The sequence below is a fragment of the Pseudomonas sp. QE6 genome, from assembly GCF_041379005.1.
Classification (GTDB): Bacteria; Pseudomonadota; Gammaproteobacteria; order Pseudomonadales; family Pseudomonadaceae; genus Pseudomonas.
Map to the genome: position 1 here is coordinate 4,893,732 of NZ_CP166873.1, position 23,269 is coordinate 4,917,000.

The 23,269-nt window shown below is 66.4% G+C and carries 23 protein-coding genes; 15 read left to right on the top strand and 8 right to left on the bottom strand.

The features are described 5' to 3' along the window. Positions 1-33 precede the first annotated feature (33 nt). The 3 genes from ACAW63_RS22350 (at position 34) to ACAW63_RS22360 (ending at position 1,320) form a co-directional block, all read left to right on the top strand. Positions 34-294 carry a hypothetical protein gene (locus ACAW63_RS22350; protein WP_371228927.1) on the top strand — a complete coding sequence of 87 codons (261 nt, stop codon included), beginning with the start codon at positions 34-36 and terminating at the stop codon, positions 292-294. Further along, positions 279-656: an NUDIX hydrolase gene (locus ACAW63_RS22355; protein ID WP_371228930.1), complete on the top strand. Its 378-nt coding sequence runs from the start codon at positions 279-281 to the stop codon at positions 654-656. Before ACAW63_RS22350 ends, ACAW63_RS22355 begins: the two co-directional genes overlap by 16 nt. A gap of 91 nt (positions 657-747) precedes the next feature. Continuing rightward, a complete protein-coding gene (locus ACAW63_RS22360) occupies positions 748-1,320 on the top strand; it encodes a hypothetical protein (protein ID WP_371228933.1) in 573 nt (190 codons plus the stop codon). 110 nt (positions 1,321-1,430) lie between these two features. Here the strand turns inward: ACAW63_RS22360 and ACAW63_RS22365 are convergent, their stop codons facing one another. After that, positions 1,431-2,081, bottom strand: a complete 651-nt coding sequence (locus tag ACAW63_RS22365; protein ID WP_371228936.1) for a histidine phosphatase family protein — start codon at positions 2,079-2,081, stop codon at positions 1,431-1,433. Positions 2,082-2,435: 354 nt separating this feature from the next. On the opposite strand from ACAW63_RS22365, the gene ACAW63_RS22370 reads away from it, so the two are divergent. The 3 genes from ACAW63_RS22370 (at position 2,436) to aceF (ending at position 8,191) form a co-directional block, all read left to right on the top strand. Beyond that, positions 2,436-3,407, top strand: coding sequence for a GGDEF domain-containing protein (locus ACAW63_RS22370; protein WP_371228939.1), 972 nt, complete (start codon positions 2,436-2,438; stop codon positions 3,405-3,407). Positions 3,408-3,602: 195 nt separating this feature from the next. Beyond that, positions 3,603-6,251 carry a pyruvate dehydrogenase (acetyl-transferring), homodimeric type gene (aceE, locus tag ACAW63_RS22375; protein WP_371228942.1) on the top strand — a complete coding sequence of 883 codons (2,649 nt, stop codon included), beginning with the start codon at positions 3,603-3,605 and terminating at the stop codon, positions 6,249-6,251. Positions 6,252-6,262: 11 nt separating this feature from the next. Beyond that, positions 6,263-8,191, top strand: a complete 1,929-nt coding sequence (gene aceF, locus ACAW63_RS22380; protein WP_371228945.1) for a dihydrolipoyllysine-residue acetyltransferase — start codon at positions 6,263-6,265, stop codon at positions 8,189-8,191. A 91-nt stretch (positions 8,192-8,282) separates the two neighbouring features. On the opposite strand, the gene ACAW63_RS22385 is transcribed toward aceF, so the two are convergent. From ACAW63_RS22385 to ACAW63_RS22410, 6 genes are all read right to left on the bottom strand, one after another. Further along, entirely contained in the window at positions 8,283-9,146 is an 864-nt protein-coding gene (locus ACAW63_RS22385; RefSeq protein ID WP_371228947.1) for an MBL fold metallo-hydrolase, read from the bottom strand. Further along, on the bottom strand, positions 9,143-9,577 hold the full coding sequence (locus tag ACAW63_RS22390) for a DUF6691 family protein (RefSeq protein WP_371228949.1): 435 nt from the start codon (positions 9,575-9,577) through the stop codon (positions 9,143-9,145). The genes ACAW63_RS22385 and ACAW63_RS22390 overlap by 4 nt, the downstream gene beginning before the upstream one ends. Positions 9,578-9,580: 3 nt before the next feature. Further along, the gene (locus ACAW63_RS22395) at positions 9,581-10,009 is read right to left on the bottom strand and encodes a YeeE/YedE family protein (RefSeq protein ID WP_371228952.1); all 429 of its coding nucleotides are present in this window, start codon (positions 10,007-10,009) and stop codon (positions 9,581-9,583) included. Continuing rightward, positions 10,006-10,335 (bottom strand): ArsR/SmtB family transcription factor, encoded by a 330-nt coding sequence (locus ACAW63_RS22400; protein ID WP_371228955.1) that lies wholly within the window; start codon positions 10,333-10,335, stop codon positions 10,006-10,008. The genes ACAW63_RS22395 and ACAW63_RS22400 overlap by 4 nt, the downstream gene beginning before the upstream one ends. Before the next feature lie 170 nt (positions 10,336-10,505). Next, positions 10,506-11,609 (bottom strand): WD40/YVTN/BNR-like repeat-containing protein, encoded by a 1,104-nt coding sequence (locus ACAW63_RS22405; protein ID WP_371228958.1) that lies wholly within the window; start codon positions 11,607-11,609, stop codon positions 10,506-10,508. A gap of 10 nt (positions 11,610-11,619) precedes the next feature. Further along, a complete protein-coding gene (locus tag ACAW63_RS22410; protein WP_371228961.1) occupies positions 11,620-11,889 on the bottom strand; it encodes a MoaD/ThiS family protein in 270 nt (89 codons plus the stop codon). Positions 11,890-12,121: 232 nt separating this feature from the next. Here ACAW63_RS22410 and ACAW63_RS22415 point away from each other — a divergent pair, with 232 nt between their 5' ends. The 8 genes from ACAW63_RS22415 to ACAW63_RS22450 all read left to right on the top strand — a co-directional run bounded on the left by ACAW63_RS22415 (position 12,122) and on the right by ACAW63_RS22450 (position 20,985). After that, entirely contained in the window at positions 12,122-12,310 is a 189-nt protein-coding gene (locus ACAW63_RS22415) for a hypothetical protein (protein ID WP_017518608.1), read from the top strand. A 172-nt stretch (positions 12,311-12,482) separates the two neighbouring features. After that, positions 12,483-13,847 (top strand): glutamine synthetase family protein, encoded by a 1,365-nt coding sequence (locus tag ACAW63_RS22420; RefSeq protein ID WP_371228964.1) that lies wholly within the window; start codon positions 12,483-12,485, stop codon positions 13,845-13,847. 205 nt (positions 13,848-14,052) lie between these two features. Next, a complete protein-coding gene (locus tag ACAW63_RS22425) occupies positions 14,053-15,366 on the top strand; it encodes an NAD(P)/FAD-dependent oxidoreductase (RefSeq protein ID WP_371228967.1) in 1,314 nt (437 codons plus the stop codon). Between the two features lie 617 nt (positions 15,367-15,983). Continuing rightward, positions 15,984-16,907: a LysR substrate-binding domain-containing protein gene (locus ACAW63_RS22430; protein ID WP_275611207.1), complete on the top strand. Its 924-nt coding sequence runs from the start codon at positions 15,984-15,986 to the stop codon at positions 16,905-16,907. 137 nt (positions 16,908-17,044) lie between these two features. Beyond that, on the top strand, positions 17,045-18,130 hold the full coding sequence (locus ACAW63_RS22435; RefSeq protein WP_343573071.1) for an ABC transporter ATP-binding protein: 1,086 nt from the start codon (positions 17,045-17,047) through the stop codon (positions 18,128-18,130). 58 nt (positions 18,131-18,188) lie between these two features. Further along, entirely contained in the window at positions 18,189-19,304 is a 1,116-nt protein-coding gene (locus tag ACAW63_RS22440) for an ABC transporter substrate-binding protein (protein ID WP_371228969.1), read from the top strand. Positions 19,305-19,320: 16 nt separating this feature from the next. Then, the gene (locus ACAW63_RS22445; RefSeq protein ID WP_275611204.1) at positions 19,321-20,157 is read left to right on the top strand and encodes an ABC transporter permease; all 837 of its coding nucleotides are present in this window, start codon (positions 19,321-19,323) and stop codon (positions 20,155-20,157) included. A 12-nt stretch (positions 20,158-20,169) separates the two neighbouring features. Next, on the top strand, positions 20,170-20,985 hold the full coding sequence (locus tag ACAW63_RS22450; protein WP_275611203.1) for an ABC transporter permease: 816 nt from the start codon (positions 20,170-20,172) through the stop codon (positions 20,983-20,985). A gap of 209 nt (positions 20,986-21,194) precedes the next feature. Here the strand turns inward: ACAW63_RS22450 and tusA are convergent, their stop codons facing one another. Beyond that, entirely contained in the window at positions 21,195-21,434 is a 240-nt protein-coding gene (gene tusA, locus ACAW63_RS22455) for a sulfurtransferase TusA (protein ID WP_015477744.1), read from the bottom strand. 158 nt (positions 21,435-21,592) lie between these two features. On the opposite strand from tusA, the gene ACAW63_RS22460 reads away from it, so the two are divergent. Beyond that, positions 21,593-23,149 carry an alpha/beta hydrolase gene (locus tag ACAW63_RS22460; protein ID WP_371228973.1) on the top strand — a complete coding sequence of 519 codons (1,557 nt, stop codon included), beginning with the start codon at positions 21,593-21,595 and terminating at the stop codon, positions 23,147-23,149. The last annotated feature ends 120 nt before the right edge of the window (positions 23,150-23,269 follow it).

A 23,269-nucleotide genomic window follows, 5' to 3' on the forward strand; every position in this document is an offset into this window, starting at 1 on the left:
GCACCCGCGCTCTGCCGGTAAGGAGAAAGGGTCATGGGGAAAACTCTCAAGGAACGTGAAGCGGCCTTCGGCCGTCTGAAGAAAAAATCGCCTGGACGTTCTAGAGTCAGGATGTCGATGCAGGATGCTGGGAAATCCCCTACAGACGCCGCCGAAATCCGGTCCTTACCATCCGCGCACTTCATTTCCGTAACTGACTACCCCACCAAGCAATTCTTCATCCATGGCAACGCGTCCGAGGTTTGCAGAGTTACTGGTTTTGCCGCAGAGGTGCCGTCATGGGTAAATCGCTGAAGGAACGCGCAACGGTCATCTGCCGTCTCGACGACAAGATTCTCTTCGTGCGCAAGGCCAAGTCGAAATGGAACCTGCCCGGCGGGCGCATCGAGCGCGATGAGCGCCCAGGCCAGGCAGCCCTGCGCGAACTGAACGAAGAAACCGGCCTGCACGCGGCGCAGCTCAGCTACCTCGCGCCGCTGGAGCTGTACCAGACGCTGCATTACGTGTTCGAGACGCCGATCGACCCCGCCCAGCAACCGGTACCGCTGAACGAAATCGCCGATTGCCGCTGGTTCGGTCCGGAAGAGGTAGAACGCCGCAAGATCAACAAGTCGGTGCGACGCCTGCTGCGCACCTGCCTGTCCAGGGCGAGCTGAACCCCGCTGACCAACCGAGGGGTGCAAGGCGCCAGCGCTTCGAGGTATCTTCGGCGCCTTCCGAATGCACCTCTGACAGGACTTCCTGCCCATGCGCCGCGTCACCCTGCTCTGCGCCACCCTCCTGTGCTCCGCCACCGCCCAGGCCAAGGTCGAGGTGCAGCCGGTACAGCACAACAAGGTCGGTCCGGTGCTGGCGGTGCGCATTTCCGAGGACATCGCGCCGGGGGACTACGAGCGGCTGCTCAAGGGCCTGATGGGCAACCCCGGCAAGTTCGCGCGCAAGGTGGCACTGCTCGACAGCATCGGCGGCAGCGCCGCGGAGTCGATCAAGATGGGGCGTCTGCTGCGCGAGTCCGGCTTCGAGACCCTGGTGCCGACCAACAGCGTGTGCCAGGGCTCGTGCGTCTACCTGCTGGCCGCCGGCAAGCGCAAGACGGTGCGCGGTTACGTCGGCCTGCACCGGCCCTACTACCCCGCCGGCGACTCGTCCCTGGCCAGCGGCGCCTACAACGCCCGCAGCTACCTGCGCGACATGGACATCCCACTCACCCTGGCCGATGACATGCAGGGTATCGAACCGCAGAAAATGCGCGTGCTCTCGCCGCAGGAGCTGGAGCGCTACAAACTGGGTGGCACGCCCCGCAACCTCAGCGCGCGCTGATGCAACGCTCCAGCTCATGCTGGACGGCCATCAGACGCTCACACCCCTAGAACGTCGCAGCGCCATGCCCGGCCTGGGCAGGTGGAAACCTAGTGCAGGTTCCGGCCGGATCAGCGGATCGGTGCGACGGCGGCCCATTGATCGGCGTCCAGATAGCCGAGCAGTTTGGGCGCGGCGCTGCCATCGCTGATGAGGAACAGCGACGACGCATAGTCGGGCGTCGCCGGTTCGGCGATGCTGACGGTGGCCTCCAGATCCTCGATGCACTCGCTGTGGGTCACCAGGATCAGGTTGCGGTGGGGAGCCTTGTGCTGGCGGGCATCGCGCAGCATCGAACCCTGGCAGCTGGCCAGCCATTCCTGCTCTGCCGGCGCCTGGTCGAACATCGAGGCGGCGGTCTGTTCCGCGCGAATCTTCGGGCTGCTGAGGATGTCGCTGTCGGCAAGGCCGAGCACGCGGAAATGCTCACCCAATTCATGGGCAGCAGCCTGGGCGCGAACGGTAATGCCCTCGGGCGAGGCCAGGCACGGGGAGCTGGAGCGGTCGCAACGCTCGGCATGACGCACCAGGACGATCAGGTCGCCCTTGCGCCAATGCTCGCGCAACGCATCGAGGCTGGCCGGGTCATGCGCGATGTTCTCGGCGGCCGGCGGGCGGATGAGCCAGAAACCGCTGATCAGCCCCAGGGCGAGCACCACCAGGGGAACCAGAAGCAAGCGCTTGGCAAGGAGTCGTCGCACGTTCCGGGCGAAGAGAGGCATTGAAATTTCATTTCCGCTGGCTGGCGTACAAGACTGCATCCCTGCCCAACCCGGCAGCCCTGGGGCACACCGGGACGCGGCCCATCCCTAGGGCCTGCACCGCACTGCTCATCGTCAGATGTCAGGCCGGGGGAAACGTAGCGCCGGGCTTGTGAAGATGGCGTCATGAATTGCTGAAGATGTCGTTACCGCACGCCATGCCGGCCAGAGCGGAATGGCGACGTTGACCTGCGCGCGGACGACCGCCCGTCGGCAAGGCGCGCAGGGAGGATGACGCAGTCGCCTGGCGGCATGCCGGGGGGGCGGGACTGCTGTATAAACAAGGCACTTTGCTATCAGGCAGCACAGATACCCATGCAGTACGACGCCCCCACCGACAGCGCGGTTTACAAGACATTGCTCGAATCGACCCGGGCCATCCCCTGGAAGATCGACTGGAAGACCATGACCTTCGCCTACATCGGTCCGCAGATCGAAGCCCTGCTGGGCTGGAGCCAGTCCAGCTGGGTCAGCGCCAACGACTGGGCCGAACGCATGCATCCCGAGGACCGCGAGCGGGTCGTGGGCTTCTGCGTGTCGCAGTCGCGCGAGGGCACCGACCACGAGGCCGACTACCGCGCCCTCACCGCCACTGGCGACTACGTCTGGATTCGCGACGTGGTGCACGTGGTGCGCGACGACAACGGCGAGGTGGATTCGCTGGTCGGCTTCATGTTCGACATCAGCGAGCGCAAGCGCGCCGAGGAACAGCTGATCATGCTCCAGCGCCAGCTGGAGGAGTACTCCTACAAGGACGGCCTGACCGGCGTCGCCAACCGGCGCATGTTCGACTCGGTGCTGGAGACCGAATGGGCCAGCGCCCAGCGCAGCGGCCAGCCGCTGTCGCTGATCCTCCTGGATATCGACTACTTCAAGCAGTACAACGACCACTACGGACACGTCCAGGGCGACGACTGCCTGCGCAGTGTCGGCAAGGCGCTGGCCGGCGCGCTGCACCGTCCACGCGACTTCATCGCCCGCTTCGGCGGCGAGGAATTCGTCCTGGTGCTGCCGGAAACCGACAGCGAGGCAGCGAGCCAGATCGCCGAACGCTGCCGCCGCGTCATCCGCGAGCAGCGCATCGCCCATGAACAATCCCGTGTCGCCCCGCTGCTGACCATCAGCCTGGGCGTCGGCACCGCCGTGCCCCATACAGGCGATCGTCCGCTGGACTTCGTGGCGGCAGTGGACCGGCTGCTCTACCAGGCCAAGCAGGGCGGGCGCAATCGGCTGGTGGCGGCGCAATGGGCACGGGGCGAGGACCTGAGGCTGGACGGAACGCGCTGATGCGCCGCGGCGTCCTGACTCGACGACCTGCGCCGACAGTCGCGCCCGGGATGTCTAAGCTCTAATCCACGCGCGCGTGCCGGCGGCAGGCAGCGAAGTTCGGAAAAGGACTTCGGCCTTTGCGCCAAATTGGCGGTGGGACTGGCCCCGGAGCCGGCATAGCGTAGAGCCGACCCCGTAACCAGGACCCTGACCATGCACGATATCGACCCCGTGGAAACCCAGGAATGGCTGGACGCGCTGGAATCCGTACTGGAAAAGGAAGGTGAAGAGCGCGCCCGCTACCTGATGACCCGCCTCGGTGAGCTGGCCAGCCGCACCGGCACCCAACTGCCCTACGCCATCACCACGCCTTACCGCAACACCATCCCCGCCGGGCACGAGGCGCGCATGCCCGGCGACCTGTTCATGGAGCGGCGCATCCGCTCGCTGGTGCGCTGGAACGCCCTGGCCATGGTGATGCGCGCCAACCACAAGGACCCGTCGCTGGGTGGCCACATCTCCACCTTCGCCTCCTCGGCGACCCTATACGACATCGGCTTCAACTATTTCTTCAACGGCCCCACCGAGGAACACGCCGGCGACCTGATCTACTTCCAGGGCCACGCCTCGCCGGGCATCTACGCCCGCGCCTACATCGAGGGGCTGGTCAGCGACGAGCAACTGGTGAACTTCCGCCAGGAGGTGGACGGCAAAGGCCTCTCCTCCTACCCGCACCCGCGCCTGATGTCGGACTTCTGGCAGTTCCCCACGGTGTCCATGGGCCTGGGACCGATCCAGGCGATCTACCAGGCGCGCTTCATGAAGTACCTGGAAAGCCGCGGATTCATCCCTGCCGGCAAGCAGAAGGTCTGGTGCTTTCTGGGCGACGGCGAGACCGACGAGCCGGAATCCCTCGGCGCGATCTCCCTGGCCGGGCGCGAGAAGCTCGACAACCTGATCTTCGTGGTGAACTGCAACCTGCAGCGCCTGGACGGCCCGGTGCGCGGCAACGGCAAGATCATCCAGGAGCTGGAAGGCGTGTTCCGTGGTGCCAACTGGAACGTGATCAAGGTCATCTGGGGCCGCTTCTGGGACCCGCTGTTCGCCAAGGACCACGCCGGCCTGCTGCAGGCGCGGATGGACGAGGCGGTGGACGGCGATTACCAGAACTACAAGGCCAAGGACGGCGCCTATGTCCGCGAGCACTTCTTCGGCGCGCGGCCGGAGCTGCTGGAGATGGTCAAGGACCTCTCCGACGAGGAAATCTGGAAGCTCAACCGCGGCGGCCATGACCCGTACAAGGTCTACGCCGCCTACCACGCGGCGGTGAACCACAAGGGCCAGCCCAGCGTGGTGCTGGCCAAGACCATCAAGGGCTACGGCACCGGCACGGGCGAAGCGAAGAACATCGCCCACAACATCCACGAGATCGACGTCGACAGCCTGCGCGCCTTCCGCGACCGCTTCGACATCCCGATCCGCGACGACGACCTGGCCAAGCTGCCCTTCTACCGCCCCGAGGAAGGCAGCGCCGAGGCACGCTACCTGAAGGAGCGCCGCGCTACCCTCGGCGGCTTCATGCCCCACCGCCACGGCAATAGCCAGCGCATTCCGACACCGCCGCTCGACACCCTCAAGGCCATGCTCGACAGCACCGGCGACCGCGAAATCTCCACCACCATGGCCTTCGTGCGGATCATCTCGCAGCTGGTCAAGGACAAGGAGCTGGGCCCACGCATCGTGCCCATCATCCCCGACGAGGCGCGCACCTTCGGCATGGAAGGCATGTTCCGCCAGCTCGGCATCTACTCCTCGGTGGGCCAGCTCTACGAGCCGGTCGACAAGGAACAGCTGATGTTCTACCGCGAGGACAAGAAGGGCCAGATCCTCGAAGAAGGCATCACCGAGGCCGGCGCCATGTCCTCCTTCATCGCCGCCGGCACCGCCTACAGCAACTACCGCCAGCCGATGCTGCCGTTCTACATCTTCTACTCGATGTTCGGCTTCCAGCGCATCGGCGATCTGGCCTGGGCCGCCGGCGACAGCCTGACCCGCGGCTTCCTGCTCGGCGGCACCGCCGGACGCACCACCCTGAACGGCGAGGGGCTGCAGCACGAAGACGGTCACAGCCACGTGCTGGCCTCGGTGATCCCCAACTGCCGCACCTACGACCCGACCTACTCCTACGAGCTGGCGGTGATCATCCAGGAAGGCGTGCGGCAGATGATGGAAGAGCAGCAGGACGTCTTCTACTACATCACCGTGATGAACGAGAACTACCCCCACCCGGCGCTGCCCGAGGGCGCCGCCGCCGGGATCATCAAGGGCATGTACCTGCTCGACGAAGACCGCCGGTCGGCCGCTCACCACGTACAGTTGCTCGGCTCCGGGACCATCCTGCGCGAGGTCGAGGCGGCGGCGAAGATCCTGCGCGAGGACTTCGGCATCGGCGCCGACGTCTGGTCGGTGCCCAGCTTCAACGAACTGCGCCGCGACGGCCTGGCGGTGGAACGCTGGAACCGCCTGCATCCGGGCCAGAAGCCCAGGTCCAGCTATGTCGAGGAATGCCTGGGCGGACGCCGGGGGCCGGTGATCGCCTCCACCGACTACATGAAGGTCTACGCCGAGCAGATCCGCCAGTGGGTGCCGAGCAAGGAGTACAAGGTGCTGGGCACCGACGGCTTCGGCCGCAGCGATACCCGCGCCAGGCTCCGCCACTTCTTCGAGGTGGACCGTCACTGGGTGGTGCTGGCCGCCCTGGAAGCCCTGGCCGACCGTGGCGACATCGAACCCAAGGTGGTGGCCGAGGCCATCGCCAGGTTCGGTCTCGATCCCGAGAAACCCAATCCGCTGGACTGCTGAGGAGAGGCACAGTGAGCGAGACTATTCGCGTACCCGACATCGGCAACGGCCAGGGCGAAGTCATCGAACTGCTGGTCAAGGTCGGCGACCGCGTGGAAGCCGAACAGAGCCTGCTGACCCTGGAGTCCGACAAGGCCAGCATGGAAATCCCCTGCCCCCGCGCCGGCGTGGTGAAAGCCATCAAGGTGAAAGTCGGCGACACCCTCAAGGAAGGCGACGATATCCTCGAACTGGAAGCCGAAGGTACCTCCACCGAGGCCCCGGCCCAGGCTCCCTCCCCACCCGTTGCCGAGGCGCCGAAACCGGCTGCGGCTCCCGCGCCCCAACCAGTCTCCGCTGGCGGCGGCGTGGAAACCATCAAGGTGCCGGACATCGGCAACGGCCAGGGCGAGATCATCGAGCTGATGGTCAAGGTCGGCGACCGCATCGCTGCCGACCAGAGCCTGCTGACGCTGGAGTCCGACAAGGCCAGCATGGAAATCCCCGCGCCGAAAGCCGGCGTGGTGAAAGCGATCAAGGTGAAGATCGGCGACACCCTCAAGGAAGGCGACGACATCCTCGAACTGGAAACCGAAGGCGGCGCGTCGGCCGCCAGCGCACCACCTGCCTCCGCCCCGGCGCCGGCAGAAAAACCCGCCGCACCCGCTGCCGCACCAGCGCCGGTCTCCGCCAGTGGCGGCGTGGAAACCATCCGGGTGCCGGATATCGGCAATGGCCAGGGCAACGTCATTGAGCTGATGGTCAAGGTCGGCGACAGCATCGCCGCCGACCAGAGCCTGCTGACGCTGGAGTCCGACAAGGCCAGCATGGAAATTCCCGCGCCCAAGGCCGGGGTGGTCAAGGCGATCAAGGTGAAGATCGGCGACACCCTCAAGGAAGGCGATGAAATCCTTGAACTGGAAGTCGCCGGCAGCGCCGCGCCGGCCCAGGCTCCAGCACCAAGCGCTGAGAAACCGGCCGCCTCGCAGAAAGCCGAGCCGCCCAGGGCGCCCGACGTTGCCCCGGTCGGAGCCCCCAGCCGCGACGGCGCCAAGGTCCACGCCGGCCCCGCCGTGCGCATGGTCGCCCGCGAGTTCGGCGTCGAACTGGCACAGGTGAAGGGCACCGGCCCGAAAGGCCGCATCCTCAAGGAAGACGTGCAATTGTTCGTCAAGGAACAGTTGCAGCGCAGCAAATCGGCCCCCGCTGGCGCTACCGGCGGCGCGGGCATTCCGCCAATTCCGGAAGTGGACTTCAGCAAGTTTGGCGACGTGGAAGAAGTCGCCATGACCCGCCTGATGCAGGTCGGCGCCGCCAACCTGCACCGCAGCTGGCTGAACGTGCCGCACGTGACCCAGTTCGAGTCGGCCGATATCACCGAAGCGGAAGCCTTCCGCATCGCGCAGAAGGCTGCTGCGGAAAAGGCCGGGACCAAACTGACCATCCTGCCGATCCTGCTGAAAACCTGTGCTCATCTGCTGCGCGAGCTGCCGGACTTCAACAGCTCGCTGGCCCCCAGCGGCAAGGCGCTGATCCGCAAGAAGTACGTGCACATCGGCTTCGCCGTGGACACGCCGGATGGCCTGCTGGTGCCGGTGATCCGCGATGTCGACCGCAAGGGCCTGCTGCAACTGGCCATCGAAGCCGCCGAACTGGCCGAGAAAGCGCGCACCAAGAAGCTCTCCGCCGACGCCATGCAGGGCGCCTGCTTCACCATCTCCAGCCTGGGGCATATCGGCGGCACCGGCTTCACGCCCATTGTCAACGCCCCGGAGGTGGCGATCCTCGGCGTGAGCAAGGCGACGATGCAGCCGGTGTGGGACGGCAAGGCCTTCCAGCCGAGGCTGATGCTGCCCTTGTCGCTGTCCTACGACCACCGCGTGATCAACGGCGCGGCGGCAGCGCGGTTCACCCGGCGGCTCGGGGAGGTGTTGGGGGATATTCGCAGTTTGTTGCTATAGCGCCCTTCTCGGCGCTGCTCGCGAGCAAGCTCGCTCCTACGAAGAGCTGGTCGTAACGCTTCCTGTAGGAGCGAGCTTGCTCGCGAAGCCGTTACATCCGATCCAGCGGAATCCTCAGATAACGCACCCCGTTGTCCTCCGCTTCGGGCAGCACGCCGCCACGCACGTTCACCTGGATCGACGGCCAGATCAGCGCCGGTGCGTGGAGCGTCGCATCGCGCTGCTGGCGCATGCTGACGAAGCTCTCCTCGTCCACGCCGTCATGCACGTGCACGTTGTCCTGGCGCTGCCGTGCGACGGTGGTCTGGTGCTCATGCTCCTCCCGATGCGCCGACAGGTAGTCGTGGCACATGAACAGCCGGGTGTCGGCGGGCAGCGCGAACAGCCGCTGGATGGAGCGGTACAACTGGCGCGCGTCGCCGCCGGGAAAATCGCAGCGGGCGGTGCCATAGTCGGGCATGAACAGGGTGTCGCCGACGAAGGCGGCATCGCCGATCCGATAGGTCATGCACGCCGGCGTGTGGCCCGGCGTGTGCAGCGCCTCGGCCTCCAGTTCGCCGATGAAGAAGCGTTCGCCATCGCTGAACAGGTGGTCGAACTGGCTGCCGTCGCAGGGAAACTCCACGCCCAGGTTGAGTAGCCCGGCGAAGGTTCGCTGCACCTGGGAGGTGTTGCAGCCGATGGCCATCCGGCCGCCCAGTTCGCCCTTGAGCCAGGCCGAGGCGGACAGGTGATCGGCATGCAGGTGGGTCTCCAGCAGCCACTCCACCGTCAGGCCCTGTTCGCGCACGTAATCGCGGATGCTCCGGGCATTGGCGTAGCCGATGCGCCCGGCAGCGGCGTCATAGTCGAGCACCGGGTCGATGATGGCGCAGCGCCCGGTGCCGGAGTCGGCCACCACATAGCTGTAGGTGGATGTCGCAGGATCGAAGAAGGGTTGGATAGTGGCGCTCATGCGGGTCTCCTCTTCGCGTCACGTTGCCATTCGTAGCCGGCATGCAGTCCCATGCCCACCAGCATGGCCAGACAGAACAGCGCGCCCTGCCAGTAGCCGGCGGCGAAGGTCACCAGGGCCGGCCCCGGACAGATGCCGGCGATGCCCCAGCCCACGCCGAACAACAGGCTGCCGCCGACCAGTTGGCCATCCAGATCGCGGCGCTTGGGCAACTGCATGGCGCCGCCCAGCAGCGCCCGATCATGCCGCCGCGCCCAGGCGAAGAACGGCAACGCCGTGCCGATGGCGGCGACCATCACCAGCGCCAGCGACGGGTCCCAGCGCCCGGCGAGATCGAGGAAGCCCAGCACCTTCGCCGGGTTGGCCATGCCCGCCAGCAGCAGGCCGATGCCGAACAGCAGTCCGGCCAGAAACGCGACGATCTTGCCCATGGCTCAGGCTCCCAGCAGGTGACGCAGGACGAACACGGTGATGAAGCCGGTGGCCATGAAGCACAGCGTCGCCACCAGGGAACGGCCGGACAGCCGCGACAGGCCGCAGACGCCGTGCCCACTGGTGCAGCCGGAACCGAAACGGCTACCTATCCCGACCAGCAGCCCAGCCAGCACCAGGGTCGTCCAACCCGCCTCGAAGCGGATCTCCGGCAGCGGCCGCAGCGCCGCCCACAGCAGGGGCGCCACCAGCAGGCCAAGCAGGAACAACGGCCCCTCGCCGCCCCACGCAGAGCGTTTGAACAGCCCACCGAGCAGACCGCTGATACCGGCGATGCGTCCGTCGAGCACGGCGAAGAGCCCCGCCGACAGCCCGATCAGCGCGCCCCCGGCCAGGGCGCTCCAGGGTGTGAAGTTGCTCCAGTCGATCACTTCGGGTCCTCCGCGCAGAACAGCCGATACAGGGTCTCGATCACCGCCAGTGCCTGCTGGCTGGCGATGCGGTAGTAGACCTGCTTGCCCTCGCGACGGGTTTCCACCAGCGCCTCGCGGCGCAGCACCGCCAGTTGTTGCGACAGGGTCGGCTGGGCGATGCCGGTGCAGGCTTCCAGCTCCCCGACGTTCATTTCGCCCTGGGCCAGTTGGCAGAGCAGCATCAGGCGATCCGCATTGGCCAGGGCCTTGAGCAACTGGCAGGCGGATTCGGCGGACTGGTGCAGGCGCAGGGCGTCGGCAGGATCGAGCGAGGGGGCAGTCACGGCAACACTCTACAAATAAACAATCTATATATTTATATATTGTTTTTCACACCTTGGCCAGTTTCGTCTGCCGGATCGGCGGCTGCTCGTCACGCGGCAGCCACAAGGCGTGCGCGAGGAAGCCGTGCCGCTCCGTTACACGAGCGGCACGAAGAGGTTAGGCGCGGAAGCTAACCGAAGCGCACGCAATAGATCGGCGGCAGGTTGGCCGACAGGCACTGCCAGTGGTCGCCGCCGTTCTCCGACAGCCACAGGCCGCCGGTGGTGGAACCCATCGCCACACAGGTGCCCTCGTCGTCCACCGCCAGGCCGTGGCGATACACCAGGTCAAAGGCCGGGCCCTGCGGCAGACCGCTGTCCAGCACCTCGAAGCTGGCACCGCCATCACGGGTGCGGGTGACCACGAAACGGCCATCCACCGGCACCCGGCAGACATCCTGCACCGCCGGCACGAACCAGGCGGTATCCGGTTGGGTCGGGTGCACCGCCACGGCGAAACCGAAGCTGGAGGGCTGGGCCTGCACATCGTGCCAGCGCGCGCCACCATCGGTGGAGGTGAAGATGCCATTGTGGTGCTGCACCCACAGGCGGTCCGGTTGCGCCGGGCACTGCACCAGGCGGTGCGGATCCTGGATGGCGCCGTCCTCGCGCAGCTCCGGCGGCATGTAGTCGGCGTACATGCCCAGCGTGGTGTTGCGCCAACTGGCGCCACCGTCGTCGCTCTGCCAGACGCCGCCGCAGGACACGCCGACCGTCAGGTGCCGGCTATCGCGCGGGTCGACGCTGACCGAATGGATGCCTGGCCAGTCGTAGCCACCGCCGAACCAGCGGGCGCGCTCGGGGCGGTCCCACAATGGGCGGTTCAGCTCCCAGCTGTCGCCGCCATCCGCACTGTGGAACAGTCCGCCGGGAATGGTCCCGGCCCAGAGCACGCCCGGCTCGCTGGCGCCGCCGGTTTCCAGGCACCAGATCTGCTGCAGGATCCAGGGCGCGGGGGGAGCGTCGCCCTCCTTCGGCGTTGGCAGCGGGTCGGGCTGCGGCGGGTAGACAGGTACGGCGACTTCCTGCCAGTCCTCGCCGGGCCGCTGGCGCCAAAGCTTGCAGCCGAAGTGACCGAGGTTGAGCGCGGCATACAGGGTGTCATCGCGGGGGTCGGCCAGCACCACGCTCAGGGGCTCACCGAGGAACTCGCGGCGCGTTTCCTGCCAGCCACTCACGTCACGCTGAAAGGTGAACAACCCCTTGCGGGTCGCCACCAGCAATCGATCATCCATAGCCGCCTCCTCAGCCGCCGCTCAGGGCCTGCACCACATAGACCTCGCTATCCGCCGCCAGCGCATCGCTCAGGCGAACACGGTCGCGCAGGCGCAGGCCGTCGATGAAGATCGTCAGGTGCCGGCGCAGCCCGCCCTGGTCGTCCAGCAGGTAACCGCGCAGGGCCGGCGCCTCGGCGAATACCGTCTCCAGCGCCGCCTTCAACGTCGGCGCCGACAGTTCGCGCTCCTCCAGCGCAACGTGGCGCTGGATCGAGGGGGCGAAGACGATACGGCACATGGGTAAGCCCGGTTCTGACGAAAGATGTTCCCAGTGTAGGGGAGGCTCGATTTCCCATCGCCGCGCGCGACCGGCTGCATTCAATCACCCGTAGCGCCTCTGGATCGGCGGTCCCGGCGCCGGACCCAGGCATTCAGTTTCGATTTTTCAAATCCAAGCATCTTGAAAATCACATTTAATAAACGCATGAGCCTGTGCGAGGCTGATCGCATCGTCAGCCATCTCGCCCAACATGCACCTGCTCGTTTCGCCCGCACCGCTGGATACCGTCGCCGCCCTCAAGGCCGGCAGCGCTACCCGTCTGCCGCGCAAACACGCCCGTTGGCTCGAACTGCAACCGCTGACCCTGCCTCTCGAACTGGCCTTCTGGGCGCTCTGGCACTGCCGCCACGCGCGTCCACCGGATAGCGCCAGCCGCTGACGGGCCACCGCGCCCGAACGCCATCGACGGAACTACGCTCAAGGATGGCCACGCCCTCCTCGAACAAGACGTAGCCCGTTGCATCGCTTGCCTGCCTTATATCCCCGCACACCTGGTGCGGCCCTGGCCAGCAGGTCGTCAGCGCATCCGCCTGGATGCTATCGAGAGCCCCATGAATTTCGCCTCCGTGCAAGAAGCCCAGGATTTCCTGGCCCAGAACCCCGACATCGAAATGGTCGAGCTGTTCATCCTCGACGCCAACGGCGTGCCGCGCGGCAAGCTGCTGCACCGCGAGGAACTGCTCGCCGTGTACCAGTCCGGCCGGCCGCTGCCCAGCACCATCCTCGGCCTCACTATCCATGGCGAGGATGTGGAGGATTCCGGGCTGGTCTGGGACGTCGGCGACATCGACTGCCGCGCCTACCCGCTGGCCGGCAGCCTGGTGCGCCTGGCCTGGCGGCAGATTCCCACGGCGGCGGTGCAGGTCAGCATGCACCCCGTGGAAGGCAAACCGGCGGACATCGCCGACCCGCGCCACGTGCTGATCCATGTGATCGACGGCCTCAAGGCTGCCGGCTATCACCCGGTGATGGCCTGCGAGCTGGAGTTCTACCTGCTGGACGCCAAGCGCGACGCCAACGGCCGCCCGCAACCGGCGCTGGATGCCGACGGCGGCCGCCCGCGCGCCACTCAGGTGTACGGCCTGCGCGAGCTGGAACAGATCGAGCCGTTCCTCGCCGACCTCTATGCGGCCTGCAAGGCCCAGGGTATCCCGGCGCGCACGGCGATTTCCGAATATGCGCCGGGCCAGGTGGAAATCACCCTGGAGCACGGCGACGCCCTCACCGCCATGGACCAGGCCGTGCGCTACAAGCGCCTGGTCAAAGGCGTGGCGCACAAGCACGGCATGCAGGCGTGCTTCATGGCCAAGCCGTTCGACGACCTGGCCGGCACCGGCATGCACATGCACGTGTCCCTGGCCGACGCCGAGGGCAACAACCTGTTCGCCAGTGAAGATCCGGCCGGCACGCCGCTGCTGCGCCAGGCCGTGGGCGGCATGCTGAAAAGCCTGCTCGACTCGCTGCTGCTGTTCTGCCCCAACGCCAACTCCTACCGCCGCTTCCAGGCCAACAGCTACGCGCCGCTGGCGCCGACCTGGGGCTGCGACAACCGCACCGTGAGCCTGCGCGTACCGGGCGGCCCGGCGCATACCCGGCATGTGGAGCACCGTATCTGCGGCGCCGACGCCAACCCTTATCTCGCTGCGGCGGCCATCCTCGCCGGCATCCACCGCGGCATCCGCGAGCAGATCGATCCGGGCGCGCCGGTGGAAGGCAATGGCTACGCCCAGGCCAAGGAACTGCTGCCCACCGACTGGCTCACCTCGCTACGCGCGCTGGAGCGCTCCAGCTGGGCGCGCGACACGCTGGGGCATGAGTTCCTCGGCGTCTACCTGAAGGTCAAGCAGGCCGAGTACCGCCAGTTCATGGGCGAGGTCGGCGAGCAGGATTGGCGGTGGTATCTGACGCAGGCGTGAGGGCATCGTGCGCAAGATTGAGAGCCCCTCTCCCCAGCCCTCTCCCTGAAGGGAGAGGGAGTATCCGTGCCATGCGAACGTCAACGTCACTCGTCGCAACGTAGCTGCCGGCAAACGACGACTTATCGACCCGCTCCGAACAGTCCCCTCTCCCTTCAGGGAGAGGGCTAGGGAGAGGGAAAGAAACAACAAGGAAACACAAAATATGAACGCCGCACTGAACCCCGCCACTCCCGCCCCGGAGCGCGCGAAGTCCTACTACTCCGCCAGCCTCAACGAGGAAACCCACTACCCCACGCTGCAAGGCGAGGTGAACGTCGACATCGCCATCATCGGCGGCGGCTTCACCGGCGTCGCCACCGCCGTGGAGCTGGCCGAGCGCGGCTACAAGGTGGCCATCGTCGAGACCAATAAAGTCGGCTGGGGTGCCAGCGGGCGCAACGGCGGGCAGGTCACCGGCAGCCTCTCGGGCGACGCCGCCATGAGCAAGCAGATGCGCCAGTGGCTGGGCGACGACGTCGACGACTTCATCTGGCACCTGCGCTGGCGCGGCCACGAAATCATCAAGAGCCGCGTGGAGAAATACGGCATCGCCTGCGACCTGAAATTCGGCCACCTGCACGCGGCCATGAAGCCCTCGCACATGGACGAACTGAAAGCTTCCTATGAAGAAGCCAAGCGCCGTGGCATGGGCGACGAGATCAGCCTGCTGGACGGCGCCGGCGTGCGCGCGCATCTGGAGAGCGATCTCTACTGCGGCGCGATCAAGAACACCCGCAACATGCACCTGCACCCGCTCAACCTGTGCATTGGCGAGGCCAAGGCCGCCGCCAGCCTGGGCGCGCTGATCTTCGAGCATTCCGAGGTGCTGGACATCATCCACGGCCCACGTCCGGCGGTAGTCACCTCGGGCGGGCGGATCAACGCCGCGCAGGTGATGCTGGCCGGCGACGTCTACCACAAGCTCGAACGCAAGCAGCTCAAGGGCATGATCTTCCCGGCCATGGGCGGTATCGTCACCACCAAGCCGCTGGGCGAACTGGCCAAGCGCATCAACCCGCAGGACCTGGCGGTCTACGACTGCCGCTTCGTGCTCGACTACTACCGCATGACCGGCGACGGCCGCCTGCTGTTCGGCGGCGGCGCCAACTACTCCGGTCGTGACTCGCGCGACATCGCCGGCGAGCTGCGCCCCTGCATCGAGCGCACCTTCCCGGCGCTCAAGGGCGTGGACATCGAGTTCCAGTGGAGCTGCGCCATGGGCATCGTGATGAACCGCATCCCGCAGCTGGGCAAGCTGTCGGAGAACGTCTGGTACTGCCAGGGCTACTCCGGCCACGGCGTGGCGACCACCCACATCATGGGCGAGATCATGGCCACGGCGATGACCGGCGACCTGGAGAAATTCGACACCTTCGCCCAGTGCAAGCACATCCGCGTGCCCATGGGCGACGTGTTCGGCAACCCGATGCTGGCGGCGGGGATGTGGTACTACCAGATGATGGAGAAGTTGCGCTGATTGGCTGATCCCGCTCCTACAGAATGACTCCGCGTGACCCGCTGACGTAGGAGCGGACTCCGTCCGCGATGCTCTTGCTTTTCGTTGGGCGAACAACGCCTGAGGCGTTATCCGCCGCTTACGGGGTTGGGTGTTTCTGCGCCGCTTCGGCGTGTGCTGATAGATTTTGTTTCGCCCCCTCGGGCGACCTACTTTGCCAAACGACGCAAAGTAGGCAAAAGTCTCTGCCCCATCATCCGGCCCCGGCTTCGCCGGGGTTCCCTCGTTACATCGAAGTTTCAGGGGCCCGCCGCGAAGGGCCATCCCTGGCCCATCGCGGCTCTCGCGGCATCCATGCCGCTCAACCCCCTGAAACTCCGACTCCACTCGGCCTCCTGAAGGGGCGCCCCGGCGCGCGCGGAAATTTCTCTGGAAGCCCTCAAGAGCTGAAGCCAGAGCGGAAGGGCTCTCGTAGGAGCGGACCTTGTCCGCGAAGTCCATCGCGGCGGAATTCATCAAAGCAGACCGGCTCCTGAATATTGCGCCAGCGCGCCACCTCTCCCCCCGTACCCGCCCCCACTCGACACCATCGCCCCGCTCAGGGATAAAGGCTGCACTTCGCGTCTATGGAGTGAGCCATGCGTTTCCCCTCGATGACCGCCCTGCGCGTGCTGGACGCCGTCGCCCGCCTGGGCAGCCTGTCGGGCGCTGCCAGCGAGCTGAGCCTGACCCGCAGCGCCGTCAGCCACCAGCTGCACAGCCTGGAAGACTGCCTGGGCATTGCCCTCACCGAACGGGTCGGCCGCGGTATCGCGCTGACCTACCACGGCGAATGCTTCGCCCGTGAAACCCAGCGCGCCCTGGCGATCCTCAACGAGGCGCGGCGCTTCGCCAATGCCGAGGAAGTCTCCGGCCGCCTGTGCGTGAGCTGCACGCCAGGCTTCGCCACCTACTGGCTATGCCACCAGATCGGCAAGTTCCAGCGCGCCCACCCGCAGGTGGAGCTGAACCTGGTCTCGCCACGGATTCCCGACGACGTCAGCAACCGCGACGTCGACCTGTTCATCGCCTACGGCGTGGGCGACTGGACGGACCTGCACGTCGACCTGATCGCCACCCTCGACACCTTCCCGGTGTGCAGCCCGTCACTGCTCAATTCCATCGGCGGCCTGGACTCGCCCGAGGACCTCGCCAGCCTGCCCTTCCTGCACATGGTCGATCATTCCGACTGGCTGCTCTGGACAGCGGCGGCCGGGGTTAAGGATCTCAACGTGCGCAACGGCATCGTCTTCTCCGACGCGCACCTGGTACAGTCGGCGGCCATCGCCGGGCAAGGCGTGGCGATGGGCGATGCGCTGGTCAGCGGCGACGCCATGGCCAAGGGGCAGCTGGTGCGGCTGTTCAATGTCGCCATCGAGCCGCCCAACCGCTACTACTTCGTCACCGACCCGGCCAAGTCCGAACGCCCCGACATACGGGCCTTCAAGGCCTGGATGAAGGCCGAACTGCGCATGTCCGAACAGTTCCGCCAGGGCGGTCGCAACGCGCTGATTGGTGAATGATTTCGAACAATAAGGGCGAAAAAACGCGATTGAAGCGGAGAGAGATTTAACAATACTGCATTAAAAAAAGGCCGCCGATTTTTACCCTGATCGTCGGTGGTCGCTTCGAACAAGAACAAGAAATCGAGGTAAGTGCAGTGGAGCGACAGCCCCAACTTCGTGCCATGGGCATCGGCAAGAGCTACGGCAGTTTCAACGCGCTGGACTCTGTGTCCATCGACATCCAGCAAGGCGAGTTCCTCACCCTTCTCGGCCCGTCCGGCTCGGGCAAGACCACCTTCCTGATGATCCTCGCCGGCTTTCAGGACCCGTCCCGCGGCAAGCTGGAAGAAGGCGGCATCGACATCACCAAGCGCCCCGCCGAAAAGCGCAACTTCGGCATGGTGTTCCAGGGCTACGCCCTGTTCCCGCACATGACCATCGAGGACAACGTCGCCTTCCCGCTGAAGATTCGCGGCGTCAAGCCCGAGGAGCGCAACCGCCGCGTGCGCCGCATGCTCGAAGTGGTCGGCCTGGGCGAACACCTGGGCAAGCGCCCCGGCGAACTCTCCGGCGGCCAGCAGCAGCGCGTGGCCATCGCCCGCGCCCTGGTGTTCGAGCCGGACATGCTGCTCCTCGACGAACCCCTCTCCGCCCTGGACAAGAACCTGCGCGAGCAGCTGCAGGCGGAACTGCAGCGCATCCACCGCCAGGTCGGCACCACCTTCGTCTTCGTCACCCACGACCAGAACGAAGCCCTCGCCCTGTCCACCCGCATCGCCATCTTCAACCGTGGCCAACTGGCCCAGGTCGACGCGCCGGAAACCATCTACAACCAGCCGAACAACCGCTTCGTCGCCGAGTTCCTCGGCAAGATGAACCTGTTCCCGCTGACCCAGGTGGGTCGCGCCGGCGAGCTGGCCTGCGGGCGCTTCGGCGAAGCCGAGCTGCGCGCCGGGTACTCGCCCGCCCTGCAGGCCGCCGCCCCGCTGCTGGCGGTGCGCCCGGAACACATGCAACTGCACAGCGCGCCGCCGACCACTGCCGGCCACAACGTGGTGCAGGCCGTACTCACCGCCAAGACCTACCAGGGCGCCAGCACCGAGCTGGGCCTGGCCACCGCCGCCGAGGGCGCACTGCCCATGAGCCTGGCGGTGCACGCCGACCACCAGGCCTCGCGCCTGGAGCAGGGCTCGAAGGTCTGGCTGAGCTGGCCCATCGAAAAAAGCCTGCTGCTGGCCTGAGCACCACCGAACGCGTTTGTCCCCTCTTCGCCATCCCTACCGATCGGGAGCTGCATCCATGTTCAATCCGCACCAGCAAGACTGCATCGAAGTCCTCATCGAGAAAGCCCGCCGCGGGCAGATCGACCGCCGCACCTTCCTCAAGGGCATGGGCCTGATGGCCGCCCTGCCGCTGGCCCTGCGCAACGGCGTCAGCTTCGCCGCCGGCGACAAGCCGCTGGTGGTGGTGAACTGGGGCGGTGACGCGATCAAGGCATTCGGCAAGGCCTGGACCGAAGGCTTCTCCAAGGCCACCGGCATCCCCACCAAGATCGACGGCAGCGGTCCTACCGAAGGCGCCATCCGCACCCAGCTGTCCAGCGGCCGGGTGAGCTGGGACGTGGTCGACGCGGAAAGCTCGGTACTGCAGATCCTCGGCAAGGAAGGCCTGGTGCAGCCCATCGACTACAACGTCGTCTCCAAGGACAAGGTGCTGCCGGGCTTCGCCTACGAATACGGCATCGCCGACTACATGCTCAGCTACGTGATCGCCTACGACAGCGAGCGCTTCGGCGACAAGGCGCCCAAGACCTGGGCGGACTTCTGGGACGTGAAGACCTTCCCCGGCAAGCGCACCCTCTATAAGTGGATGAACGGCATGCTGGAAGCCGCGCTGCTGGCCGACGGCGTGCCCCCAGACAAGCTCTACCCGCTGGACGTGCCGCGCGCGCTGAAGAAGATCGAGGAGCTCAAGCCCCATGTCCTGTCCTTCTGGGGCTCGGGCGCGGAAACCCAGCAACTGCTGATCGAGGGCGAAGTATCCATGGGCGCCATCTGGAACACCCGCGCCCAGGTGATCTCCGAGGACAGCGAAAACCGCATCAAGTGGACCTTCGACAACGCCCTGCTCGGCTGCAGCAACTGGGGCGTGCTCAAGGGCAACCCGGCCGGCACCGAGGCGGCCATGAAGTTCATCGCCTATGCCCAGGACCCGCAGTCCCAGGTCGAGCTGTTCAAGATGTTCGGCAACGGCCCGGCCAACCCTGCCGCCGCCACGCTGATCCCCGAAGACCGCCGTCACCTGAACTGCACCGACCCTGCGAACCTGCCCAAGCAGGTGATGCTCAGCCACGAGTGGTACACCGACCACTACGGGGCGACCCTGGAGCAGTACCTGACGCATATCTCCAAGTAACGCGGAGTGCAGGACCATGGCCGATAACGCCCCCTCGCGGCTGAAGCTGGGCGCGCTGCTGCTGCCACTGCCGGTCGTACTGATCGTGTTCTACGTACTGCCCTTCCTCGGCGTGCTCGGCTGGAGCTTTACCCTGCCGGAGCCGGGAATCGAGCAGTACCAGCGGATCATGACCGACCCGGCAATCCACGACGTGCTCTGGCGGACCTTCCGCCTGTGCCTGACGGTCAGCGTGGTATCGCTGGTGATCGCCTACCTGATGGCCTACTGCTGGGTCTACAGCCCGCCGTTCTGGCAGCGCGTGGTGGAAATCTGCGTGTTCATCCCGTTCTGGCTGTCGGTGCTGGTGCGTGCCTTCGGCTGGCTGATCGCCCTGCGCAGCAACGGCCTGCTCAACGGTTGGCTGCAGAACCTGGGCATCATCAGCGAGCCCTTGCAGCTGACACGCAACGAGCTGGGGGTGGTGATCGGCATGGTCCACTTCATGGTGCCTTTCGCCCTGTTCCCGCTGGTGTCCACCATGCGCCGCCTCGACCCGCGCGTGCTGCTGGCCGCCCGCGGGCTGGGCGCCGGGCAGCTGCGCACCTTCTGGAGCATCTTCGTGCCGCAGACCATCCCCGGCATCCTCGGCGCCTTCATCATCGTCTTCGTGTTCTGCCTGGGCTTCTTCATCACCCCGGCGATCCTTGGCGGCGGGCAGACGGTGATGGTTGCCGAGTACGTCTACCTGCAGATGTTCCAGACCAGCAACTGGGGCCTGGGCGCGGCGCTCTCGGTGGTGCTGCTGATGCTGGTGAGCGGGATGATCTGGGCGCTGCTGCGCATGACCCGGGTCGACAAGCTGGTGGGATAAGGAGCCGCAGTCATGAATTCGCACGAAACCAAGGCCCCGAGCCGCCTGCTGGCAACCATGGCGATGATCTTCATGGTCTTCCCACTGCTGGCGGTGATCCCGGTGTCCTTCACCAGCAAGCGTTTCCTGTCCATGCCCAACGGCAACTGGTCGCTGCGCCACTACCAGGCGCTGCTGGACAGTCCCGAATGGCTCTCGGCGATCAGCCAGAGCCTGATCGTGGCCACCGCTACCTGCATCATCGCCACCGCCCTGGCGGTGAGCTTCAGCCTCGGCATCTGGTACCTGCGTTCGCGCCTGGCGACCCTGCTGATCGGCCTGGTACTGCTGCCCATGGCGATCCCGCCGATGATCTCGGCGATGGTCCTGTACTTCATGGAGACCAAGGTCAGCCAGTTCGCCCCCGGCCTGGGCTACGACACCCTGTTCGGCCTGACCATCGCCCACATCGTGATGGTGGTACCCTACGGCGTGGTGACCATGCTGGTGGCGCTCAGCCAACTGGACCGGCGCATCGAACTGGCCGCGCGCAACCTCGGCGCGAGCCTGGGCCAGACCACCTTCATGGTGGTGCTGCCGAACCTCAAGCTGGGCGTGGCGAGTACCGCACTGCTGTGCTTCGCGCTGAGCTGGGAAGAGATCGCGGTGACCCTGTTCGTCACCAGCACCGAGGTGAACACCCTGCCCCGGCAGATCTGGTCCGGCCTGCGCGACAACATCGACCCCGCGGTGGCGGCCATCTCGGTGGTGCTGATCGGCCTGACCTTCGTCGCGCTGATCGGGCGGATGGTGGCCCAGCGCATCGCGGCGCGGCCGGCGGGAAATTGACCCGACAGACTGTCTGGAACTTCAGCGCGGCTGATTGCCCTCACCCCAGCCCTCTCCCACAGGGAGAGGGAGCAGATCGTGCCGGCTGACACCATGGTTTGCACCTGCACCGACCGGTCCCCTCTCCCTCCGGGAGAGGGTTAGGGTGAGGGGGTTGCATCGCAGAGGAGTATCCCGTTCCTACGCGCCGTCCGACATCGGCGGGGTGATCACTCCGCCTTCTTGCGAATCCAGTACAGGTAGGTCCCCGCCTCTTCCTGCTGCTCCACCAGCTCATGGCCGAGGAACACGCAGAACTTGGGAATGTCGCGGCGGGTGGAGGGATCGGTGGCGATCACCTTGAGCAGGCCGCCGGCCGGCAGATCGCGCACCTTGTTGTGCAGCATCATGACCGGCTCGGGGCAGTTCAGGCCGGTGGCGTCGAGAATCGCATCGACAGGCTGGGACATCGCGTAACTCCAGAAAAACCAATGGCGCATTGTCACCCAAAGGGCACCGCGCGGTCACCCCGCGTCCGTCCGGGTCACCGAACCTTGGTTGGGGGGTAGGCCTGGCAAGCGCCGGGCATGCTGGCGCATCCGTCCGATCCACCTCGACAGGAGTGTCGATGCGCGCCCTCTTCTGCCTGTTTGCCCTGCTGCTGGCCGGCTGCGCCGCCCGCGACCAGCTTCCCGACTTCAGCGCCAGCGCGGGCAAGAACCTGCCGGCCACCTGGTTCGAGGCCGTCATCACCGCCCGCGACGGCACGAAACTCTCCGCCACGGTCTTCCAGCCGGCGCTGAAGGCCGGCGAAACCGCCCCGCTGATCGTTCACACCCACGGCTGGGGCGGCTGGCGGGTGACCGGGCCGGATGGGTTCTACGGCAAGACCATGATGTCCGGGCGCGCTGCGCTCAAGGCGTGGAAGGCCGGCTACTGGGTGGTCAGCTACGACCAGCGCGGCTGGGGCGGCAGCGACGGGCGCATCGAAATGATGAACCCGCAGTTCGAGGTACAGGACGCCAGCGCGGTGATCGACTGGTCCGCCGCGCACCTGCCACGCCTGCTGATGGACGGGCCGAACGACCCGCGTGTCGGCATGCTCGGCGAGAGCTACGGCGGCGCCGTGCAACTGCTCGCCTCGGCGGACGACCCACGCATCGATGCCATCGTGCCCATCGCCACCTGGTACGACCTGGCCGATGCCCTGGCGCCCGACGGCCAACTGAAGATCGGCTGGGGCGGCGTACTGGTCAGCCTGGGCCTGGCCACCGGCTACGACCTGGGCAAGTTCGTCCAGGCCGACTACCTGCATACCGCCGGCGGACGCATGGCCGAGCCGGTGCAGGCCGAACTGCACGACCACAGCCTGGCGCGCTACTGCGCCGAGGGCCGCCGCCCCCACGCCGATGCGCTGCTGATCCAGGGCCTGCGCGATACCCTCTTCCCCCTCGACCAGGGCTTGCAGATCCGCCAGTGCCTCAAGCAGGGCCCGGCCGACGTGCGCCTGCTGGGCATGCAGGGCGGGCATATCCTGCCGCCGCCGCTGCAGGCCTGGAGCGGACTGCCGCCGTTCAACAACGAACCGGTGATCCATTGCGGACCGCGCGCCATCAATCTCTACCAGGGCATCGTCGCCTGGTACGAGGAGAAGCTGCGCGGCCGAGCCGGCGCCGCCGACAGCGTACCGGACCTGTGCATCAGCCTGGATCTGGACCAGGGAGTGGCATTGAGCGAACTGCCGCCGCCGGGTCCCACCGTGGCGCTGCCGGCCACGGCGATCCGCCCGGCGATTAGCGGCCTGCTGCAGCCTTCGAAATTCATCCCCTTGCAGCGCGTGAACGAAACCAGCGCCCTGCTGGGCGGCGCCGAGGTGCGCCTGGGCCAACCGCTGGCCGATCGCCCTGACGCGCAAGTCTTCGCCGCCCTGGCGATCCGCAGCGCCGATGGCCGCACGCGTCGGCTGGATGAGCAGGTGAAACCGCTGGCGAACCAGGGCAACACGCGCCTGAACGCCGTCAGTGCCAGCCTGGCGCCCGGGGATGAGATCGGATTGCTGGTGAGCGGCTTCAGCGACCAGTACCTGTTCAACAGTTCCTGGCGGATGTCGCCGGTGGAATTGCGGGGTGAGGTGCGGCTGCCAAGTCTGCTGCCATTGCAACCGCGCGTGGCCGAACGCCGCTGAGTTGTCGCCGGCGGCTCCTCTGCCGTGCGCTTCGCGAGCATGCTCGCTCCTACAAGTGAAGCCCGTGCGTAGATGCTCTTCGTAGGAGCGAGCTTGCTCGCGAACAGCCCCCGCGCCAAA

Bases quoted from the DNA above. Each gene is read 5' to 3' on its own strand.
- ACAW63_RS22350 (WP_371228927.1), top strand. From the start codon at position 34: ATGGGGAAAACTCTCAAGGAACGTGAAGCGGCCTTCGGCCGTCTGAAG.
- ACAW63_RS22355 (WP_371228930.1), top strand. From the start codon at position 279: ATGGGTAAATCGCTGAAGGAACGCGCAACGGTCATCTGCCGTCTCGAC.
- ACAW63_RS22360 (WP_371228933.1), top strand. From the start codon at position 748: ATGCGCCGCGTCACCCTGCTCTGCGCCACCCTCCTGTGCTCCGCCACC.
- ACAW63_RS22365 (WP_371228936.1), bottom strand. From the start codon at position 2,081: ATGCCTCTCTTCGCCCGGAACGTGCGACGACTCCTTGCCAAGCGCTTG.
- ACAW63_RS22370 (WP_371228939.1), top strand. From the start codon at position 2,436: ATGCAGTACGACGCCCCCACCGACAGCGCGGTTTACAAGACATTGCTC.
- aceE (WP_371228942.1), top strand. From the start codon at position 3,603: ATGCACGATATCGACCCCGTGGAAACCCAGGAATGGCTGGACGCGCTG.
- ACAW63_RS22385 (WP_371228947.1), bottom strand. From the start codon at position 9,146: ATGAGCGCCACTATCCAACCCTTCTTCGATCCTGCGACATCCACCTAC.
- ACAW63_RS22390 (WP_371228949.1), bottom strand. From the start codon at position 9,577: ATGGGCAAGATCGTCGCGTTTCTGGCCGGACTGCTGTTCGGCATCGGC.
- ACAW63_RS22405 (WP_371228958.1), bottom strand. From the start codon at position 11,609: ATGGATGATCGATTGCTGGTGGCGACCCGCAAGGGGTTGTTCACCTTT.
- ACAW63_RS22410 (WP_371228961.1), bottom strand. From the start codon at position 11,889: ATGTGCCGTATCGTCTTCGCCCCCTCGATCCAGCGCCACGTTGCGCTG.
- ACAW63_RS22415 (WP_017518608.1), top strand. From the start codon at position 12,122: ATGCACCTGCTCGTTTCGCCCGCACCGCTGGATACCGTCGCCGCCCTC.
- ACAW63_RS22420 (WP_371228964.1), top strand. From the start codon at position 12,483: ATGAATTTCGCCTCCGTGCAAGAAGCCCAGGATTTCCTGGCCCAGAAC.
- ACAW63_RS22425 (WP_371228967.1), top strand. From the start codon at position 14,053: ATGAACGCCGCACTGAACCCCGCCACTCCCGCCCCGGAGCGCGCGAAG.
- ACAW63_RS22430 (WP_275611207.1), top strand. From the start codon at position 15,984: ATGCGTTTCCCCTCGATGACCGCCCTGCGCGTGCTGGACGCCGTCGCC.
- ACAW63_RS22440 (WP_371228969.1), top strand. From the start codon at position 18,189: ATGTTCAATCCGCACCAGCAAGACTGCATCGAAGTCCTCATCGAGAAA.
- ACAW63_RS22445 (WP_275611204.1), top strand. From the start codon at position 19,321: ATGGCCGATAACGCCCCCTCGCGGCTGAAGCTGGGCGCGCTGCTGCTG.
- ACAW63_RS22450 (WP_275611203.1), top strand. From the start codon at position 20,170: ATGAATTCGCACGAAACCAAGGCCCCGAGCCGCCTGCTGGCAACCATG.
- tusA (WP_015477744.1), bottom strand. From the start codon at position 21,434: ATGTCCCAGCCTGTCGATGCGATTCTCGACGCCACCGGCCTGAACTGC.
- ACAW63_RS22460 (WP_371228973.1), top strand. From the start codon at position 21,593: ATGCGCGCCCTCTTCTGCCTGTTTGCCCTGCTGCTGGCCGGCTGCGCC.